The sequence below is a fragment of the Nocardiopsis sediminis genome (genome assembly GCF_042650565.1).
GTDB classification, from domain to species: Bacteria; Actinomycetota; Actinomycetes; order Streptosporangiales; family Streptosporangiaceae; genus Nocardiopsis_B; species Nocardiopsis_B sediminis.
On the sequence record NZ_JBHSBH010000015.1, the window covers coordinates 366,393 to 385,272 of the forward strand.

At 72.5% G+C, this 18,880-nt stretch carries 15 protein-coding genes; 8 read left to right on the top strand and 7 right to left on the bottom strand.

Annotated features, from left to right (window positions below):
- Positions 1–17 precede the first annotated feature (17 nt).
- Positions 18–1,667 (top strand): DUF262 domain-containing protein, encoded by a 1,650-nt coding sequence (locus ACFOVU_RS24160; RefSeq protein WP_378537241.1) that lies wholly within the window; start codon positions 18–20, stop codon positions 1,665–1,667.
- Between the two features lie 126 nt (positions 1,668–1,793).
- Here ACFOVU_RS24160 and ACFOVU_RS24165 read toward each other — a convergent pair whose 3' ends face one another.
- Positions 1,794–2,543 carry a response regulator gene (locus ACFOVU_RS24165; protein ID WP_378537242.1) on the bottom strand — a complete coding sequence of 250 codons (750 nt, stop codon included), beginning with the start codon at positions 2,541–2,543 and terminating at the stop codon, positions 1,794–1,796.
- A gap of 738 nt (positions 2,544–3,281) precedes the next feature.
- Here ACFOVU_RS24165 and ACFOVU_RS24170 point away from each other — a divergent pair.
- The 3 genes from ACFOVU_RS24170 to ACFOVU_RS24180 are packed head-to-tail and all read left to right on the top strand — an operon-like array spanning position 3,282 to position 6,113.
- Positions 3,282–3,932 (top strand): M15 family metallopeptidase, encoded by a 651-nt coding sequence (locus ACFOVU_RS24170; RefSeq protein ID WP_378537243.1) that lies wholly within the window; start codon positions 3,282–3,284, stop codon positions 3,930–3,932.
- Positions 3,929–5,137, top strand: coding sequence for an alanine racemase (gene alr / locus ACFOVU_RS24175; protein ID WP_378537245.1), 1,209 nt, complete (start codon positions 3,929–3,931; stop codon positions 5,135–5,137). Before ACFOVU_RS24170 ends, alr begins: the two co-directional genes overlap by 4 nt.
- The gene (locus tag ACFOVU_RS24180; protein WP_378537246.1) at positions 5,124–6,113 is read left to right on the top strand and encodes a D-alanine--D-alanine ligase family protein; all 990 of its coding nucleotides are present in this window, start codon (positions 5,124–5,126) and stop codon (positions 6,111–6,113) included. The genes alr and ACFOVU_RS24180 overlap by 14 nt, the downstream gene beginning before the upstream one ends.
- 4 nt (positions 6,114–6,117) lie before the next feature.
- Here the strand turns inward: ACFOVU_RS24180 and ACFOVU_RS24185 are convergent, their stop codons facing one another.
- Positions 6,118–6,588 (bottom strand): hypothetical protein, encoded by a 471-nt coding sequence (locus ACFOVU_RS24185; protein ID WP_378537247.1) that lies wholly within the window; start codon positions 6,586–6,588, stop codon positions 6,118–6,120.
- 138 nt (positions 6,589–6,726) lie between these two features.
- On the opposite strand from ACFOVU_RS24185, the gene ACFOVU_RS24190 reads away from it, so the two are divergent.
- Both ACFOVU_RS24190 and katG read left to right on the top strand, forming a co-directional pair.
- Positions 6,727–7,158, top strand: coding sequence for a Fur family transcriptional regulator (locus ACFOVU_RS24190; protein WP_378537249.1), 432 nt, complete (start codon positions 6,727–6,729; stop codon positions 7,156–7,158).
- Between the two features lie 35 nt (positions 7,159–7,193).
- Positions 7,194–9,422 (top strand): catalase/peroxidase HPI, encoded by a 2,229-nt coding sequence (gene katG / locus ACFOVU_RS24195; RefSeq protein ID WP_378537250.1) that lies wholly within the window; start codon positions 7,194–7,196, stop codon positions 9,420–9,422.
- Between the two features lie 108 nt (positions 9,423–9,530).
- Here katG and ACFOVU_RS24200 read toward each other — a convergent pair whose 3' ends face one another.
- The gene (locus ACFOVU_RS24200; RefSeq protein WP_378537252.1) at positions 9,531–10,619 is read right to left on the bottom strand and encodes an acyltransferase family protein; all 1,089 of its coding nucleotides are present in this window, start codon (positions 10,617–10,619) and stop codon (positions 9,531–9,533) included.
- 729 nt (positions 10,620–11,348) lie between these two features.
- Here ACFOVU_RS24200 and ACFOVU_RS24205 point away from each other — a divergent pair.
- A complete protein-coding gene (locus ACFOVU_RS24205; protein ID WP_378537253.1) occupies positions 11,349–13,292 on the top strand; it encodes a helix-turn-helix domain-containing protein in 1,944 nt (647 codons plus the stop codon).
- Positions 13,293–13,837: 545 nt separating this feature from the next.
- On the opposite strand, the gene ACFOVU_RS24210 is transcribed toward ACFOVU_RS24205, so the two are convergent.
- The 4 genes from ACFOVU_RS24210 to ACFOVU_RS24225 all read right to left on the bottom strand — a co-directional run bounded on the left by ACFOVU_RS24210 (position 13,838) and on the right by ACFOVU_RS24225 (position 17,559).
- Positions 13,838–14,908 (bottom strand): ABC transporter substrate-binding protein, encoded by a 1,071-nt coding sequence (locus ACFOVU_RS24210; protein ID WP_378537255.1) that lies wholly within the window; start codon positions 14,906–14,908, stop codon positions 13,838–13,840.
- Positions 14,909–15,020: 112 nt separating this feature from the next.
- Positions 15,021–15,620 (bottom strand): DJ-1/PfpI family protein, encoded by a 600-nt coding sequence (locus tag ACFOVU_RS24215; protein WP_378537256.1) that lies wholly within the window; start codon positions 15,618–15,620, stop codon positions 15,021–15,023.
- Positions 15,617–16,444, bottom strand: coding sequence for an ABC transporter ATP-binding protein (locus ACFOVU_RS24220; RefSeq protein WP_378537258.1), 828 nt, complete (start codon positions 16,442–16,444; stop codon positions 15,617–15,619). The genes ACFOVU_RS24215 and ACFOVU_RS24220 overlap by 4 nt, the downstream gene beginning before the upstream one ends.
- Positions 16,441–17,559: a FecCD family ABC transporter permease gene (locus ACFOVU_RS24225; protein WP_378537259.1), complete on the bottom strand. Its 1,119-nt coding sequence runs from the start codon at positions 17,557–17,559 to the stop codon at positions 16,441–16,443. Before ACFOVU_RS24225 ends, ACFOVU_RS24220 begins: the two co-directional genes overlap by 4 nt.
- A 348-nt stretch (positions 17,560–17,907) precedes the next feature.
- Here ACFOVU_RS24225 and ACFOVU_RS24230 point away from each other — a divergent pair, with 348 nt between their 5' ends.
- Complete coding sequence (locus ACFOVU_RS24230) at positions 17,908–18,807, top strand: TIGR03619 family F420-dependent LLM class oxidoreductase (protein WP_378537261.1); 900 nt, start codon at positions 17,908–17,910, stop codon at positions 18,805–18,807.
- The last annotated feature ends 73 nt before the right edge of the window (positions 18,808–18,880 follow it).

Below are 18,880 nucleotides of genomic sequence, written 5' to 3' on the forward strand. Positions count from 1 at the left end.
ATGGGGGAGATGAAATAGTGAAGGACATCTCCGTTTCTCCGGAGGTCCACTTCCTTGAGGACGTGCTCAAGTGGATCGCGGCAGGAGAACTTCGGGTGCCGAAATTCCAGCGCCCTTTCCTCTGGCGCCCCGAACAGATGCTACAGCTGTTCGACAGCATAGAGCGAGGATACCCCATGGGGAGCCTACTCATCTGGGAAACACCAGAGCAGCTGGCGAGCCTCGACGAGATCGGTGGAATGCCGATCCCAGGCCCACCGGACCGGGCGAAAGTCGCCTATGTTCTGGATGGCCATCAGCGCCTGTCGACATTTCTCGGTAGTCTCCACAGGGCCTCTGACGCTCCAAGGTCCGAACACCAAGAGGACTGGATGTGGTGGATCTACCGGCCGCTTGGGAAGGAGGATCGGGAGGGTTCTCGGTACCGCCACTGGAAGTCCGGAGGAAGAGCCGACCCCGATTACCTTCCCCTGCGTTCGGTCCTGCGAACGGTGGACTTTCTCGGATATTCCCGCCAGCTGTATGATGTCTATCCCACCGCTCTCGCCGACACACTCGTGGAAGAAGCTCAGCGGGTCGCTCACCGCATTAAGTCCTACAAGGTCTCCGTGGTACGGATGTCGGGAGGGACTCTGGGGCAGGCGGTCGAGGTCTTCTCACGGATCAACAGCAGTGGTCAGAAGATGAGGCCGGACCAGATGGTCTCCGCCCTCACTTATGAGACCACTGGATCGGTAACCCTGAGTGACCGCATGGAGGAGATCCAGGCGCGGATCTCAGACTCCGGGTTCGGTGAGATCCCGATGATGACGGTCTTCCAGACCGTGCTCGCGGTCTCCGGTGAAGAGGACGTGCAGAACACGTCCTGGGACATCATGGCCAAAAAGGTCCAAGGCCAGCTTCTGACGGCAGTCGAAGACACGGACCGTGTGTTGGAAAAAGTCGTCGCCTTCCTCCGTGAGACCGTTCAGGTTCCACTCGCCCGCCTGGTCCCCTACAACATCCAGATCATGCTCCTGGCGGTGTTCTTCCATTTCTCAAAGGAACCGGAGGAGGAGCGACTCCAGAAACTGCGGGGGTGGTTCTGGACCACTTCGCTCGCCGGCACCTTCGCTGGGGCCAACACCACGCAGGTGCGCAAGTTCATCGAGGAGATGAAGGCCTTCGCCGTAGGAACCGGCGATCTCGACTACTCGGACGAGCGCGCCCGTGCCTTCCCCGAGCGGTTCGACCTGCGCAGCGCGCGTGTTCGGGCCTACCTCATCTGGGAGCTCGGCACATTCCCTGACCGGATCAATCCGGATGGCTCCACGATCGACGCCATCGACCAGTTGGCCCGGTCGCACACGGAGACCTACCGGCACGTGATCACACAGAGCAGGGTCGACCGGGCCTCCAGCCCGGCCAACCGTGTGGTCATGAGGACCCCGGCGGGTGTGTCCATCCGGCAGGCGCTCATCGACCTTGCGGCGGAGAACAGGACCGATGTCTTGACCTCCCACGGCGTCAGCCTGGAGGCGGTCGAGCGCCTGAAGAACAACGACTACTCCGGTTTCATCATGACACGCCAGCACGAGCTCGCCTCCCGGGAGCGGATAGCCATCGAAAGCCTGGGAATCCTCCCGCCCGAGCAGGAGTCCGCAGAGGCCGACATCGATACCGAGTGACCGCCCGGCCCCCTTCAACCGAGCAACTTGAGAAGGCCGACCCGATCGCTTACACCGACAGTTTGGGGCCCTGACCGCCCGGCCGTTGGCCGGGTGGTCAGGGTCGCCGGGTTCGCCGGGCACCCGTCATGACGCCGACGGGATGCGGGACCGCTTGTGCGCGGCGGGGGCGGTGGTGCGTGGTTCCTGGGATCGCCGTTCCGGGGTCTTCTGGTAGGACAGGCCGTTCTCGTAGGAGTACGTGACGACCTGGAGGCGGTCGCGCAGGCCCAGCTTGCGCAGGATCGCGCCGATGTGGGTCTTCACCGTCGACTCGCTCAGGTGCAGCTCATCGGCGATCTCGGCGTTGGACGCGCCGGTGACCACGGCCGCGAACACCTTGCGTTCGCGCTCGGTCAGCGCGGCGAACTCCGCCGGCACCGGCCGCAGGGCCTCGCGCGGGGCGTCGAACAGCGCGGTGAGGTCATGGGAGGCCAGCACGGTGTTGCCCGCGTACACGGTCCGCACCGCCTCGCAGACGAACTCCGGGGTGCTGTCCTTGAGCAGGAACCCGCTCGCCCCGTACTGGATCGCCTCCAGCGCATGGCGGTCCAGCCCCAGCGCGGTCAGCATGATGACCCGCGGCGCGGGCTCGTCGCCGTCGGCGGCGGACTCCGCCAGCAGGCGCATGGCGTCGACCCCGTTGGTCGGGGACATCCACATGTCCATCAGCACGATGTCGGGCCGGGTGGCGTCGATGACGGCGAGGGCCTCGTCACCGTCGCGGGCCTCGCCGACCACGGTCATGTCGTCTTGGGAGTCGACGATCAGGTTCAGGCCCGATCGGAACAGTCGCTGGCCGTCCGCGAGCACGACCCGGATAGGTGCATCACTCACCTGGAGCTCATCTCAGTGGGGTGGGGTGACGTGTGGCTGGTGGCCTACGGAGCGGGGACACCCTTGTCGCGGGATGGGGGTGTAGCGGGACTCCGTGACCCGGGGCGGGGCCGGCCGCCGGCTGGGGGAGCGCTCGACGGCGAGGAACGGCCGACATGTGTCCTTCTGGGGCGATCGGCCGACGATCCACACCGTCCGTGATGCTATGGTCCAGCACTCTTCGTTCTCAAGTCCACACGGAACGGGACATTCGGGCATGGACACGACGTTCCGTGATCCGCTAATGCCCGTGCGTCCGCACCCGGCTCCGGGCGGGAACCGGGGCGGCGTCCTGACACCGCCGCCCTCACCTGGGCGGACGCGAGCAGGGCCGATGCCGCCCGCGGGGTGCACTCGCGCCCCGGCGGGCGAGGGCGCCCCGGGTGGGCGCGCGCGGGCCGGCGTGGACGGAATTCCGCCAAAGGTTGCAAACCGATCTCCCTTGAACGCGTCGTCGTTCACGTCTCCTACCGCTATCGGCGGCCGGACCCCGAACGGTTCTGTGAATCCGGACCGATCCTTCGCGAGTGCGAACCCGAGGGACGGGCGTGGCACCTGAGGTCAGCGATTCGGCACCTTTGACGGATATGTCCGACCTTGCGCGCTTCCCTAGTCTGGCATCCGGCCCGCGTCGGCCCGTGCCCCCCTACCGCGGGCCGCCCGCCGCCGATCCGTAGTTGCACGCGCGTCAGGAGAGCCGTGACCCACCCGCTCCTCGCCGACCCTGAGGTGTCCGACCTCCCGGTACGTGAATGCCGGGAGCCCTTGGTCGACCTGCCGGACCTCGGCATCCTCTGCATGAACCCCGATGACGTGGCGGGGATGCGGGTGCGCTCCACCCTGGGCGCGCGGCTGCGCGAGGCGCAGCGCGCTCTCCCCTCCGGCATCCGGTTCGGCGTCGCCCAGGGCCACCGCTCCCCCGAGAGCCAGAACGCGATCATCGCCGAGTACTCCGGGACGCTGCGCCGCCTGCACCCGGGCAAGGACGAGACCGAGATCGCCCGGCTCTCCAGCCGTTTCGTCGCGCCCATCGCGGTCGCCCCGCACGTGGCCGGCGCCGCGGTCGACCTCACCCTGATCGACGACCTGGGTCACCCCCTGTGGATGGGCACGGAGATCGACGCGACCCCGGAGGACAGCGACGGGGCCTGCTACTTCGACGCCCCCGGCCTCGACCCGGACGCCCGCCGCCACCGCACGATCTTGGCCGAGGCGCTCGGCGGCCAGGGTCTGGTGAACTACCCCACCGAGTGGTGGCACTGGAGCTACGGAGACCGCTACTGGGCTTACGCCACCAGCGCCCCGCACGCCCTCTACGGCCCCTGGCCGGCGTCGGAGGCCGCTGCATGAGGGCCCCCACGCTCACCGTCGACCTCGCGGCCGTGGCCCACAACGCGCGGGTGTTCGCCGGCGTGTCCCCGGGGTTCATGGCCGTGGTCAAGGCCGACGCCTTCAACCACGGCGCCGCCGAGGTCGCGCGCACGGCCCTGGCCAACGGGGCGCGGCGCCTCGGGGTCACCAGCATCCGCGAGGCCGTCCGGCTGCGCGGCCAGGGGATCGCCGCACCGGTGCTGAGCTGGATGAACCCGCCCAACGCCGACTACACCGAGGCGATCGGGCTGTACGTGGAACTCGCGGTCTCCGACCTGGAGCAGCTCCACGCCATCGCCGACGCCCCGCGCCGCGCCGAACGGGTCCCAGGTATCCACCTCTTCGCCGACACGGGCATGGCGCGCGACGGCGCCCCGCCGGACCGGTGGGCCGAGCTGTGCGAGCGCGCCCGTTCGCTGGAGAAGTCCGGGCGGGTGCGGATCGTGGGGGTCATGAGCCACCTGGCGTGGGCGGAGGACCCCGCCCACCCCGCCAACGAGCAGGCCGTGCGGTCGTTCGAGGCGGCGGTGGACGTCCTCCACCGGGCCGGCGCGACCTCGGTGGTCCGGCACCTGGCCAACAGCGCGGGCGCCCTGGGCATCCCCCGCACCAGGTTCGACACGGCGCGGATCGGCGCCGGGCTCTACGGGATCGATCCGAGCGGCCGCTACGGGCTGCGCCGGGCCATGACGCTGGCCGCGCCGGTGGTCATGGTGCGCGACGCCGAGGAGGGGACCCCGGTCGGCTACGGCCACACCCACCGCACCCGTTCCCGCACCCGGCTGGCGTTGGTGCCACTGGGCTACGCGGACGGCGTCCCCCGCAGCGCGGCGGGCACGGCTGAAGTCGCGGTCCACGGCCGCCGGTGCCCCATCGTGGGGACCATCTCCATGGACCAGATCGTGGTCGACGTCGGCGACCTCCCGGTCCACGCGGGCGACCCGGTGACCGTGTTCGGGCCGGGCGACGAGGGCGAGCCCACCACCGCCGACTGGGCGCGCTGGTGCCGCACCAACGAACACGAAGTGATGACCGGCATCGGGCCACGTGTGGAGCGGATCATCCACGCGCGGATCCCGGACACCCCCGCCGCCTTCCACGACACCGCCCGTCTCGCGGGGGCGAGTGCCTCGTTTGCGACAACACCCGACCTCAAGGAGACAGGTTCCCGTGCCCAGCACTGACGGACGCGTCCATGTCATCGTCGTCTGCGGAGGGAGCGGCGCCGAGCACGACGTGTCCATCGCGTCGGCGGACTCGATCCTCCAGCACCTGGACGCGTCCGTGTACCGGGCCACCCGGCTCGTCATCGGGCACGACGGCCGGTGGTTCCACGACGGCGAAGCGCTCCCCGGCCTGTCCGCTGCGGTCGTGATGCTGGAGGCCGCCGACGTCGTCTTCCCGGTCATCCACGGCACCGGCGGGGAGGACGGGACCCTCGCCGCGCTGCTGGACCTGTGCGCGGTCCCCTATGTCGGCCCGGGCCTGCGGGCGGGGGCCGTCAGCATGGACAAGCATCTCACCAAGCTGCTCGCGCGCGACGCGGGGGTGCGGGTGGCCCCGGGCGTGCTGCTGGACAGCAGGGAACCCGATGTCCTGGACTCCGTGCCCGGGGACCTGGACACGCCGCTGTTCGTCAAGCCCGACCAGGAGGGCTCCAGTTTCGGGGTCTCCCGGGTCACCGACCTGGACGAGCTGGAGAAGGCCGTCGCGCTCGCGGCCGAGTTCGACCGCTACGTCCTGGTCGAGAAGGAGGTGGAGGGCCGGGAGATCGACATCGCCGTGCTCGAACGCCCCGACGGCAGCCTCTCCGTGAGCGCGCCCCTGGAGATCCGGGTCGGATCGGGCGCGTTCTTCGACACCGACGCCAAGTACGCGGACGGTGGCGCCGAGTTCCTGGTCCCCGCTCCCATCTCCGACGAGTGGGCCGACCGGCTGCGCCGGACGAGCCTGCTGCTGTTCGGGCTGCTGGGCTGCACGGGGCTGGCCCGCCTCGACTACTTCGTGGACGACCTCGGTGAGCCGATCCTCAACGAGATCAACGTGGTCCCCGGCCTGACCTCGCACTCGCAGGTGCCGCGGATGTTCCAGGCCCAGGGAATCGGCTATCCGGAACTGCTGGACATCCTGATCCGGACGGCGATGGCGCGCACCGCGTGAGCGGTCACCACGTCCATCCCGGCGGCCCGCCGTACTGCCAGCCGTCCTCGGTCAGCTCCGCGACGGCGGGGTGCTCGCGCACGTAGCGCTCCGGGCGTGGCGCCAGCCGGTGCCAGCCGAACCGGTGCCGGCGCACCCCGCGCCACAGCACCAGCGTGGCCAGTGCCCAGGCCCAGAGGAAGATGAACTGCCAGGTGTCGGCCCACGGCTCCCCGGTGGCGTAGCCCAGCAGCATCAGCACGGTGGGCAGCCCCGTGATCGCGGCGGAGGCGACGAAGATCCAGCGCGTCACGCGCTCGACGGCGTGCCCGAAGGTGCACCGCCCGCACCGCGGCACGCTCACCCACGTCTGCTGCCACCGTGTGTGGACCGCGACGACCAGGTGGGTGTACCGGACGTCCCGCTGCATGCCGACGAGCAGGCGTTCGCCGGGGCCGACCGGGGCGGCGCAGAACCAGCACGCGTCGACGCTCATGGCGGCAGGGTAACGGTCCTCCGCAACCACCGGAAGGGACGGATCTGCGGGGGCGGCCGGCGATGGCCGCCCCTTTTCGTCGATCCCTGCTCACCCCTAGTTTTGACTTATTCAAGAAAAACCGGCAGACTTCGGGACATGCCAACACCCTCGGACTACGAGCGCATGCTGCGCGAGGTCGCGCTGCGGGTGACGGCCCCCCGGATGGCGGTGCTCTCGGTCGTGCACGACCATCCGCACGCCGACACCGAGTCGATCATCGGCTTCGTGCGCGAGCGGCTCGGCGCGGTGTCCCACCAGGCGGTCTACGACGTACTCAAGGCCCTGACCATCGCGGGCCTGGTACGCCGCATCCAGCCGAGGGGCTCCGTGGCCCGCTACGAGACGCGGGTGGGCGACAACCACCACCACGTCGTGTGCCGGTCGTGCGAGGCCATCGCCGACATCGACTGCGCCGTGGGCCATGCACCCTGCCTGACCGCGTCCGGGGATCACGGCTTCTCGATCGACGAGGCCGAGGTCGTCTACTGGGGCCTGTGCCCCGACTGTTCCACCTCTCGCATTTCCTGAATCACACCGTTCCTCCCGTGTCCGGAAGGATGCCCATGTCTGAAAGCCACGATGCAGCCACCGACGCCGCCCAGGCGGAGAGCGGAGGCTGCCCGGTCGCACACGGTCGCGCCCCCCACCCCACGCAGGGCGGCGGCAACCGCGGCTGGTGGCCGAACCGGCTCAACCTGAAGATCCTCGCCAAGAACCCCGCCGTGGCCGACCCCATGGGCGAGGGGTTCGACTACGCCGAAGCGTTCGCCGCCCTCGACCTCGCCGCCGTGAAGCGGGACATCGCCGACGTGCTGACCACCTCGCAGGACTGGTGGCCGGCCGACTTCGGGCACTACGGCCCGCTGATGATCCGGATGGCCTGGCACAGCGCGGGCACCTACCGCGTCAGTGACGGCCGCGGCGGCGGTGGCGCCGGCCAGCAGCGGTTCGCGCCGCTCAACAGCTGGCCGGACAACGGCAACCTCGACAAGGCCCGCCGGCTGCTGTGGCCGGTCAAGAAGAAGTACGGCCGCAACCTGTCGTGGGCGGACCTGATGATCCTCGCCGGCAACGTGGCGCTGGAGTCGATGGGCTTCAAGACCTTCGGCTTCGCCGGCGGCCGGGCCGACGTCTGGGAGCCCGACGAGGACGTCTACTGGGGCCCCGAGACCGGGTGGCTCGACGACGAGCGCTACACGGGCGACCGCGACCTCGAGAAGCCGCTGGCAGCGGTGCAGATGGGCCTCATCTACGTCAACCCGGAGGGCCCCAACGGCAACCCGGACCCGCTGGCCGCCGCCCGCGACATCCGCGAGACCTTCGGCCGGATGGCGATGAACGACGAGGAGACCGTCGCGCTGATCGCCGGCGGCCACACCTTCGGCAAGACCCACGGTGCGGCCCCCGACAGCAACCTGGGCCCCGAGCCCGAGGGCGCCCCGCTCGAGGCCCAGGGCCTGGGCTGGCAGAACGCCCACGGCACCGGCAAGGGCGGCGACGCGATCACCAGCGGCTTGGAGGTCACCTGGACCACCACGCCGACCCAGTGGGGCAACGGCTTCTTCCAGAACCTGTTCGGCTACGAGTGGGAGCTGACCACCAGCCCCGCGGGCGCGCAGCAGTGGAAGCCGAAGGACGGCGCGGGCGAGGGCACGGTCCCCGACGCCCACGACCCGTCGAAGCGGCACGCGCCGACCATGCTGACCACGGACCTGGCGCTGCGGTTCGACCCGGTCTACGAGCCGATCTCGCGGCGTTTCGCGGAGAACCCCGACGAGTTCGCCGACGCCTTCGCCCGCGCGTGGTTCAAGCTGACCCACCGCGACCTGGGCCCGGTCGCGCGCTACCTCGGCCCCGAGGTGCCCGCCGAGGAACTGCTGTGGCAGGACCCGATCCCCGCGCCGGACCACGAGCTCGTCGGGCCCGCGGAGATCGCCGACCTCAAGGCCCGGGTCCGCGGCTCCGGCCTGACCGTCGCGCAGCTGGTCTCCACCGCGTGGGCGGCGGCCTCGACCTTCCGCGGCAGCGACAAGCGCGGCGGCGCCAACGGCGGCCGCATCCGCCTGGAGCCCCAGAGCACCTGGGAGGTCAACGAGCCCGACAAGCTCGCGAGCGTGCTGCGCACCCTTGAGGGCGTCCATGAGGCGTTCAACGCCTCGCGGACCGACGGCAAGCGCATCTCCTTCGCCGACCTGGTGGTCCTCGCCGGGTCCGTGGGGGTCGAGCAGGCCGCCGCGGCCGCAGGCCACGACGTCGAGGTGCCCTTCACCCCGGGCCGCGGCGACGCCACCCAGGAGCAGACCGATGTGGAGTCCTTCTCCCACCTGGAGCCGGCCGCCGACGGGTTCCGCAACTACATCGGCAAGGGCCAGCGCCTCCCGGCGGAGTTCCTCCTCGTCGACAAGGCGAACCTGCTCACCCTGAGCGCGCCGGAGCTGACCGTCCTCGTCGGCGGCCTGCGGGTGCTGGGCGCCAACTTCGGGGACTCGCAGCTGGGCGTCCTGACCAAGGCGCCGGGGACGCTGACGAACGACTTCTTCGTGAACCTGCTCGACCTGGGCACCACGTGGAAGCCGGTCGACGACTCCTCGGAGACCTTCGAGTGCCGCAGCGACGCAACGGGTGAGCTGCTGTGGACCGGCAGCCGCGCCGACCTCGTGTTCGGGTCCAACTCCGAGCTGCGCGCGGTGGCGGAGGTCTACGCGGCCGACGACGCGAAGGAGAAGTTCGTGACCGACTTCGTCGCGGCGTGGCGCAAGGTCATGGAGCTCGACCGGTTCGACCTCGCCTGATCCGCTCCGCGGGGTCCGTCCGGTCCCCGCACGGAAGCCGGCCCGGCCGTCATGGCCGGGCCGGCTTTTCTGTATTTGCTGTGCGCGCGGACGTGCGCGGGGTGACGCCTACCTGCGGCCGCTGGTCTCGGTGGTGCGGGACCGGGTTCGCGACAGGGGGAGCTCGAACAGCCACGGCGAGGGCAGGACCCGGTACAGGACCAGGCAGATCCCCACGACGACCGCTGTCAGCACCACGGGCTCGACGGCCGCGACCACCAGCTGCACGGTGGGGCCGGCGTCCGAGATCGGGCCGAGGAGCGCCAGGTGCAGCAGGGCCAGCAGCGGCATGTGCATGACATAGATCGGCAGCGTCTTGCGGCCGACGCTCACCAGGGCGCCGGTCACCGTCTCCCAGCGTGTCACCAGGCTGGCCGCGGTCACCCCGAGGAACACGGCGACGGAGGAGACGACCGGCCACAGCCCGAACCAGGTCTCGATGCCGAAGTACTGGACCGCCCCGAGGATCCCCACATAGGGCACGGCCACGGCGAAGAGCCTCGCCCAGCTGGCCGCTTCGGCCACCCGCTTGATGAACGTCTTGCCGTACACGCCGACGAGGAAGAACAGCAGGTTCTCGAGGGGGTCGAGGCGGTCCCCGGGCACAGGGATCAGTTCGGCGGACGCCGCAGCGGAGAGCGCGAACGCCGCCGCGAGCACGGCCGGCGCCGGGATCGGGCGGGCCAGCTTGGCCAGCACGAAGTAGACGGCCAGCGCGTAGAGGTACCACAGGTTCGTCGGGCTGATCGTGAGCTGCGCGAGGAGTTCACCGAGGGTGCCCGCGTGCGCGGTGTCGAAGTCGGGGACGAACGCCAGCACGGCGGTGTGGATGAGCAGCCACAGCGCGTACAGGTAGAGGAAGTTGGCCACCTTGGAGCGGCCGATGACGCGCCACGGCCGGCTCAGCGCGCTTGCCGCGAAGAAGCCGGAGATCGCGAAGAACAACGGCATCCGCAGCGGCAGGAAGATCTCGCCCGCGGCGCCCCACAGGCCGGGGAAGGGCAGGGCGATGTTCCAGCCGACCTGGAGGTAGTGCTTCATGATGACGTGCCACAGCACGACGAGCAGGATGCAGACGCCCTTGGCGACGTCCGCCCACTCGAGCCGTCCCGTCTGACCCGCCGGGGACTGGGGGGTGGACGTGTGTGCGCCGGCCATCAGCCGAGGCGCCTCTCGGGCAGCCGCGCGAGAACGCCTCGCACGGGGTCGGTGTGCGCAGCGCAGATTCCCTGCACATCCATGACGCACCTGTTCCTTTCTCATCGATGGCGTGACGCCGGCCCGCATCGTCGGGGCAGCGGTGCCGGCCGGGCACGCCGTGTCCGTGCGCGTTTCCCGGCGCCCGGGAGGGGAAGGGGCGCAGGCCGGTGCCGGGCGTGGGGGAACGGTCTCCTTCGAAATCCGAAAAGGGGGGGTCCTCCCGGGCACGGGGGCCGGTGCCGTCCCGCGTGAACCGCGGGCACGGAGCTGGACGGCCCGGCCGTGTGCGCACGCGGCGCCGGGGCATCGCCGGGATCCCCGCCACCCTAGGAAGAGTGCGATTGGTCCCGGTATCGACCAAAGGTCCCGATCCGTTGTCCGCGGGTACCGCGGTCGCCCCCGGCCCACCTCCACCGGAGGCGGGAGCGACGGATCAGCGCGGCGAGGAGACCGGTTATGGGGACCGGCGGCGGCCTGACCGGCCACGGTCCCCCGTAAGCGCCCCTGACCCGCCCCGGCCCGTATCGGCGTCGCGAGGACCGCCGCGCCGTCGCCGATTAGGGTGCAAGGGTGGCTGAATCAGCGACCAGGGCCCCGTGCAACCGCGTCCTCGCATGCCCGGACGCCCGGCCGCCACGCGCCGTCCCTGCGGACCCCCCGCGCAAGGCCAGGTAAGGAAGGTGCACCATGCCAACGCTGAGCGGCATGTGCGACGAGCCCGACTTCTGTCTCCGCTTCGCGATCAACGGTGACCAGCACGGCGACCGGGCGGTCGACTCCGTTCGCGTGCTCCCAGGGCGCGCCTGGAAGGGCGACCACCCCGGCGACGTCCGGGACGCCCTCGTGGTGATCGGCCGCCCGGAACCCGCCGGGCACCAGGACCTCCGGGCCGCGGCCGACCGGCTGCTCCGCGAACTCGCCCGCCAGCGGGCGGCCGGCCTCGCGGTGGTGACCGACCGGCACGGGGCCCGCACCGTCCCGCTGCCGGTCCGCAACTCGGCCGCCCGGCTGAACGTGCCGTTGCTGACCACGACCGCGACCCCGGACGCATGGGCGACGGCGCTGATCCCCCGCCTGCGCGACTACCGCTTCCGGCAGGCGGAGTGGCACGCCGATCAGCTCACCGCGCTGTTCAACCGGCTCCCGGACCGCCTGGGCGATGCGGGCGAGGCCGCAACGCAGCGGATCGCCGACTGGCTGGCAGCGGCGGTGGACGCGGAGGTCATGGTCAGCGACCCGGAGCGCGGCGTGCTGGCCGCCTCACCCGAGACGGCACCCGGCACCCTTGCCCCGCTGCTGGTCACGCAGAGCGTGCGCCCGGAGTCCTCCGATCCCCCCGGACCGGCCGCGGGCGGCGCCCCTCACACGCGCCTGATCCCTCTCGCCCCGACCCGTACGGCGGCGGTGCTGTCGGTGGCCGGGCGCCGCCCCTTCAACGAGGTCGACACCGACCTCATACGGCACGCCGCCAAGGTACTCGGGCTGATCGACCAGGCCGAACACCGCCACCGCATCGCCGGCGCCGAGCGCGAAGTCCACCTGAGCACCTTCCAGCTGCTGCTCCTCGGGGAGGAGATCGCCGCCCAGCGCGTGATGGCCGCGATCGCCCCCGGTCTGCTGGCGACCGATCACGTGCGCGTTTACGTGATCGACTGCGCCGATGAGGACCGGGAGATGACGGCCCGCGACGCCGAACACGCCGTCGCCGACCGGGCGCTGCTCGCCCTGTGCCCCGCCTTCAACCACCTGCTCGTGGTGGATCCGCTGCACGAGGGCGATACCGACGATCCGGGCCGGGTGCGCGACGCGCTGCGGCGGGTCGTGGCCGCACGGCCGCTGCACCGTATGGGCGGCAGCCGGATGCGCCCCCTCGGCGGCGTCGCGGACGCCTACAACGAGGCCATCAATGCCCTGCCGCTCGCGCAACGGCTCCCGGACCGGGTGGCGCTCTCCGACGAGCGCGCCAACCTCGTGGACGTCCTGCCGGTGGAGCCGGCGCGGCGCTGGGCGGGGGCCGTACTGCGCCCGCTGCTGACACTGCCGACGGACCGGAGCGACAGACTGCTCGGGACGCTCGATCTCGGCCTGGATTTCACGCAGAAGGCGGCCGGCCGCATCCTGAGCATCCACCGCAACACGGTGACGCACCGGATCACCACGTGCTTCGACCTGCTCGGCATCGATCGCGACCGCGTCCTGAACCAGGTCGCCGTCTCGGCGGCCCTCAAGATCATCGGCGTCCACGGACACGACGACGCCGCGACCGATCCCGCGGCCGACTTCGCCGCGATGCTGTCCGCGCCCGAGGTGCGGGCGTGGGCCGAGGCGTTCCTTGCGCCGTTGCGGGACGACCCACGCGACCTGCTGGGCACGCTGGGCGCGTGGCTGGACAACGACACCCACGCCGAGCGGACGGCCGCCGCGCTGGGCACGTCGCCCGCGGTGGTCCGGGGCCACCTGCGCGCGGCCGCGCCGCTGATCCGGCGCGAACTGGTGCCGGACGTGGAATCCGACGACGCGCTCGATGACGAGCACGTGCTGGGCGGGGTGCGGCCGCTGGCCTTCGCCCTGCGCGTCGGCGTGGGCCGGCCGCACATCCCCGACGCCTGGCCCCGGGCGGCCCGGGGCTGACTCCGCGCGGCGGGCGCGGGGGCGGCCCGGTGTGGCCGGGCCCGGCCACATCGCCGGCCGGCCGACCCGTGCACCGGCGGCAGATCTCCTCCTGCCCGTTGTGCACTGCGGAGGGCGGGGCGCCCGACCCGTGCACCGGTCACGCGCCCGCGAGGGCGATTGTGCACCGGTGGCGTGGCGCGAAGCCGGCGGGCTCTTTAGCGTGGTGGCGGTGCCCCGGACCGGTCCGGGGCCGAGGACCGCAGAGATCCGGTGACACACCGGCCGCACCGGCATGAGCCCGCCGGGGCACCGGCTGAGGACGGACGCCGACCACCCATCGGTCGGCGTGCAGCCGGGGCACCGCGGCCGGTGCCCCGTCACCGCGCTTCTCGGCGATCCGCGCGGCCTCCAACTGCCGGTCGGGTGCGTCCCCCGGGCGGCGGGTGAGGGAGAAGGGCCTCTCCCCGCCGCCCGGGGGACGGCCGGGGGCACAGGGGCACCCCGGCCGTATCCGGCCGTCGTCGCTGATCCCCTGCCACACGCGCGGTCGGCCGGTCGCCGGTTCACGCGGTCGCGTGCAGGGTTTCGGCGATGGCGGCCACGGCCCGCCCGTTGAGGACGCTCGGCGAGACGGCGATGGACTGGGGCAGGACCGCGAACCGGTCCTCCCGGACCGCCGTGGTCCGGGACAGGACCGGGTCGGCGCGGACGGCGTCGGCGATCTCGGGTCCGCTCAGGGTGGAGAAGCCGGTGAGCACGACGATGGCCTCGGGGTCGCGGGCGACGACCTCCTCGGGGCTGACCTCCAGCAGCTCCTGCTCGATGTCGCCCGCGATGTTCTCCCCTCCCGCGCGCGTGATGACGCCGTTGGCCGGGCTTGCGGCGCCCAGGGTACCGATCGGCCGGCCCGCCTGAGGCGCGTCGGAGACCATCAGGACGCGCACGGGCGCCGTGCCGGACGGCGGCGCCGCCGCGTCGGCATCGGAGGCGACGCGCTCCGCCAGCTCCTCCCCGCGCTCGGGCACCCCGAAGACCTCCGCGGTCTGCCCTATGAACTCCAGCGTGCCGTCGATGCCGGTCACCGTGCCCGATGCCGGGCAGGCCACGAGCGCGTCGCTGCCCGCAGCGCGCAGTTCGGCGACGGTCGGGGTGCCGTCGAAGGACCCGAACTGGAAGGGGTGGATGCCCATCACGAGATCGGGTTCGGCGGCGATCACCAGCTCCCGGCCGGCCTGCCCGTCCTCGAGGACCGGGATGCGGGACAGCTCCTGAGCCTCCTCTCCCTCGAACGGGTCGAAGAAGCCGGTGTCGGCGGTGCCCACGATCCGGTCGGCCAGCCCGAGTCCGGCGAGGATCGCGGCCGATCCGCCGTCGAGGGTCACGACGCGTTCGGGCGGGTCGTCGGGGGTGGGCGGCGCGGGGCAGGACTGCGCCGCCGTGTCCGCGGCGCCCTCGGCCGGGGTACCGCCGCCCGGCTGGGCGCAGCCCGCTGCGGTGGCGAGCAGCGCCCCCGCTGCGGCCACCGCCACCAGGCGGCGCAACGGCGCCGCCCGGCACGCGGCGCCCGCGCCCGCGTCCGCGTCCGGGGCGGCCCGCTCCGGCGCCGGGGAGGGTTCCGCGGAGATCGTCGTCATCGTGCGCCTTTCGACGGGCGGGCCGCTTCGCGTGCCGCGGCGGGACGGGGGGCGGCCGCCTCCGGCGGCCGGAAGGGTCCCGGACCGCGGGCCGGAGCGGTCGGCGGGGCCATCAGGCGCGGGCGGGTTCGTACTGGATGCCGCGGCGCACCGTGTCGGCGGCCGCGGGCGAGTCGAGCCGGCCCACGAGGTGCAGCGCCATGTCGATCCCGGCCGACACCCCGGCGCTGGTCACCACGTCGCCCTCGTCGACGAAGCGGGCATCGTGCACCACGTCGATGGCGGGTCCGCTGTCGGCGAGCACGCCCAGCGACCGCCAGTGGGTGGTCGCCCGGCGCCCCTGGAGCAGCCCGGCGGCGCCGAAGACCAGCGACCCGGTGCACACGCTGGTCATCAGCGGCGTGCTGCGGCGCCATTCCCGGACGCGGTCCAGGTGCGCGGCGTCGCCCATGAGGGGCCGGGTGCCCTGGCCGCCGGGGTGGACGAGCACGTCCAGCGGGGGAGCATCGGCGTAGGAGGCGTCGGCGGCGATGCGCAGTCCCTTGGCGCAGCGCACCGGTTCGCCGTCGGGGCTGAGGGCGAGCACCCGGGGGCCGCCGGAGGCGACGTTGGCGGCCCAGAAGGAGAACACCTCCCAGGGGCCGACGGCGTCGAGCTCCTCGACGCCGGGGAAGAGCAGGATGCCGATGACGGGGCCGGTCGAGTCGCTCATGCGGTGTGTTCCCTGTTCTCTTGGGGTGCAGCGCCCGCCGCACGGTGCGGCGGGCTGTCGGTGGCGGGGCGGATCAGCAGGCGGGGGCGGCCGTCCACGGGGTCGGGCAGCAGGCTCGCCTCGACCCCGAACACGCGGCGCAGCAGGCCGGGGGTGCAGACCTCGTCCGGCGCCCCCGCACCGGCGACCTTTCCGCCGGACAGCACCACCACGGTGTCGCAGTAGTAGGCGGCGAGGTCGAGCGAGTGCAGGGCCGCGATCACGGTGATGCCCATGCCGCGGACCAGGCTCAGCACGTCGAACTGGTGGCGCGGGTCCAGGTGGTTGGTGGGCTCGTCGAGGATCAGCAGCCGGGGGCGCTGGGCGAGCGCGCGGGCCAGCAGGACCCGTTGGCGCTCGCCTCCCGACAGGGTCGAGACGGGGCGGTCGGCGAAGGCGGCGCACCCCGTCGTCTCCATGCACTCGGCGACCACGGCCGCGTCGGCGGGGCCGATCCGGTCGAAGACGCCCAGGTGCGGGGCGCGGCCCAGGGCGACGGCCTCGCGGGCGGTGAAGTCGAACCCGCCGTGCTGGTCCTGGCCCAGGACGCCCACCGACCTGGCGACGTCGCGGTGCGGCAGGCGCCAGACGTCGGCCTCCCCCAGCACCAGCCGCCCGGCTGTGGGGCGCAGGGCCCGGTAGACGGTCTTGAGCAGCGTGGACTTCCCGCTGCCGTTCGGTCCCACCAGCGCCACCATACTCGCGTCGGCGATGTCGAGATCGACCCCTGACACGGCGGGGACCGCGGTCCATCCTGCTGTCAGCCCTTCCACGCGCAGTCTCATGCCGCCCCCGTTCTACCGGGGCCGCCGCGTCTGACGGCGATGACGAAGAACGGGACGCCGACGACCGCCGTGAGGATGCCGATGGGCAGTTCGGAGGGGGCGAGCACGATCCGGGCGGCGGTGTCGGCCCACACCAGCAGCAGCGCACCGAGGAGGGCCGCGACCGGCAGGACCCGCCGGTGGTCGGCGCCGACCAGGATGCGGGCCAGGTTGGGGACCACCAGGCCGACGAAGCCGATGGTGCCCGACACCGCGACGACCGTCCCGGTCAGCAGCCCGGCGGCGGCGAAGAGCACGGCCCGGGCCCGGGTGGCGTTGAGGCCCAGGGCCGCGGCGCCCTCGTCGCCCAGGACCAGCAGGTTGAGCCGGCCCGCGCCCGCGATCAGGGCGAGGGAGAGCACCGCCACCACCGCGGCGCAGGTCAGAGCGAGCGGCCACTGCGCGCCGGCGAGGCTGCCGAGCAGCCAGAAGAGCACCTGCTGCTGGGCGTCGGCGGAGTCGGTGCGCAGCACCAGGAAGGAGGTGAGGCCGCCGAGGAGCTGGCCGGCGGCGATCCCGACCAGGATCAGCCGCATGGGGTGCAGCACTCCCCCGCTGCGCGCGGTGGCGAAGACGCACGCCCCTGCGGCCAGCGCGCCGCAGAATGCGGCGAGGGGCAGGGTGAGCGTGCCCAGCAGCGCCGAGCCGGCGACGGTGAGCACGGTGACGGCGCCGAGGCCCGCACCGGAGGACAGCCCGAGGATGAAGGGGTCGGCGACCGGGTTGCGCACCAGCGCCTGCACGACCGTGCCCGCCACGGCGAGCCCGGCGCCGACGGCGACCCCTTCCACGACCCGCGGGGCGCGCAGGCTCCAGACGATGAAGTCCTCCGTGGTGCCCGGCGTGTCCATGCCGAGCAGGTGCAGGCCGAGGATGCGGGCCACCGTGCCCGGCGCCACGGCGACCGGTCCGATGCCCACCGCCAGGACCACCGATGCGGCCAGCAGGACGGTCAGCGCGGCGATGAGCACCGGCAGCGGAACGGTCCGCCACCGCGGCCGCTGTGCGGGCGCCCCGGTGCTACGGCCCTGCTCCGGCGCGGCGTCCGTGGCCGTCCCGGGGCCCGCCGCGCTCAACGGTCGTCACCGCACGGTCCCGCAGCGTGCAGGGCCGCCGGCCAGCGGGGGCGCCCGGCGCCCGGGGGCGGCCCGGCGGGGTGCCGCCGATGCTGCCGATGCCTCATGGTGGCGGGCTCCTCGTCGTGTCGGCGTCGCGCCGCGGCCGATCGCCGCGCACCCTGAGCAGTCGTCGGCGGGGCCCGGGGAGTTCCCGGCGACTGCGGCGGGAATCGCACGCGGTCGCGGGCGGCGACCCGGCACGCGGATACCGGCCGGATACCCGTGCCGCGCGGTACGCCGCCGCCGCGCACGGATACGACCATGGGTAGAGTCGTGGACACCGTCGGTAGCCGGATGGAGCGCCAGATGAAGATCGGATTCACCCTGCCGCAGATGGGCCCGCTCGCCCACGAGGCCGGAGAGGTCGCCCGGTTCGCCCGCGAAGCCGAACGCCTGGGCGCGGACAGCCTGTGGGTCGGCGACCGGCTCCTGGCCCCGATCGAACCCACCGTGGGCTACGCGGGCAGCGACACCATCCCCGAGGCCTTCCACTCGATCCTGGACCCCTTCGCGCTGCTGGCCGTCGCCGCCGCTGCCACGGAGACCGCGCACATCGGCACCAACGTCCTCAACGCACCCTGGTACGCACCCGCGGTGCTGGCCCGCTCCCTGACCACGATCGATCTCATCAGCGACGGCCGCCTGCTGCCCGGGTTCGGCACCGGGTGGTCGCCCGAGGAGTACCGGGCGGCGGGGATCCCCATGGAACAGCGCGGGGAGCGGCTGGACGAATGCCTCGACGCGCTGGAGGAGATGTGGTCGGCCGGGCCCGCCCAGTACGAGGGCCGCTACTGGAAGGTCCCGGCCACCCACGTCGACGTCAAGCCGGCCCAGCGCCCGCGCCCGCCGGTGTACCTGGCCGGGTTCGCCCCGGCCGCCCTGCGCCGGGTGGCCCGCCGCGCCGACGGCTGGCTGCCCGTGTGCGCCCCCGGGGCGGGCGGTTTCGACCCGGGGAGCATCAACGGGCCGATGGCGACGGTCCGCGACTTCGCCGAAGAGCTGGGCCGCGACCCGGTCGCCATCGGCCTGGTCCTGCGCGTCTACCCCGTCGCGGGCGCCTCGGTGGACCAGATCGTGCAGGCCATCACCCGCGCCGCGGACGAGGCCGGTGTCGACCACGCCTTCGTGGAGATGATGAACCTCGCCCGGACCGTCGACGAATCACTCGACATGGCCGGGGAGATCCTCACCGCCGTCCGGGGCTGACCCGGCGGTGCCTCGTCGCCGGGTACCCCGGCGGATCAGTCGGCGGCGATGGCCTCCAGCTCGATGAGGAGTT

Bases quoted from the DNA above. Each gene is read 5' to 3' on its own strand.
- alr (WP_378537245.1), top strand. From the start codon at position 3,929: ATGAGGGCCCCCACGCTCACCGTCGACCTCGCGGCCGTGGCCCACAAC.
- ACFOVU_RS24185 (WP_378537247.1), bottom strand. From the start codon at position 6,588: ATGAGCGTCGACGCGTGCTGGTTCTGCGCCGCCCCGGTCGGCCCCGGC.
- ACFOVU_RS24190 (WP_378537249.1), top strand. From the start codon at position 6,727: ATGCCAACACCCTCGGACTACGAGCGCATGCTGCGCGAGGTCGCGCTG.
- katG (WP_378537250.1), top strand. From the start codon at position 7,194: ATGTCTGAAAGCCACGATGCAGCCACCGACGCCGCCCAGGCGGAGAGC.
- ACFOVU_RS24200 (WP_378537252.1), bottom strand. From the start codon at position 10,619: ATGGCCGGCGCACACACGTCCACCCCCCAGTCCCCGGCGGGTCAGACG.
- ACFOVU_RS24205 (WP_378537253.1), top strand. From the start codon at position 11,349: ATGCCAACGCTGAGCGGCATGTGCGACGAGCCCGACTTCTGTCTCCGC.
- ACFOVU_RS24210 (WP_378537255.1), bottom strand. From the start codon at position 14,908: ATGACGACGATCTCCGCGGAACCCTCCCCGGCGCCGGAGCGGGCCGCC.
- ACFOVU_RS24215 (WP_378537256.1), bottom strand. From the start codon at position 15,620: ATGAGCGACTCGACCGGCCCCGTCATCGGCATCCTGCTCTTCCCCGGC.
- ACFOVU_RS24220 (WP_378537258.1), bottom strand. From the start codon at position 16,444: ATGAGACTGCGCGTGGAAGGGCTGACAGCAGGATGGACCGCGGTCCCC.
- ACFOVU_RS24230 (WP_378537261.1), top strand. From the start codon at position 17,908: ATGAAGATCGGATTCACCCTGCCGCAGATGGGCCCGCTCGCCCACGAG.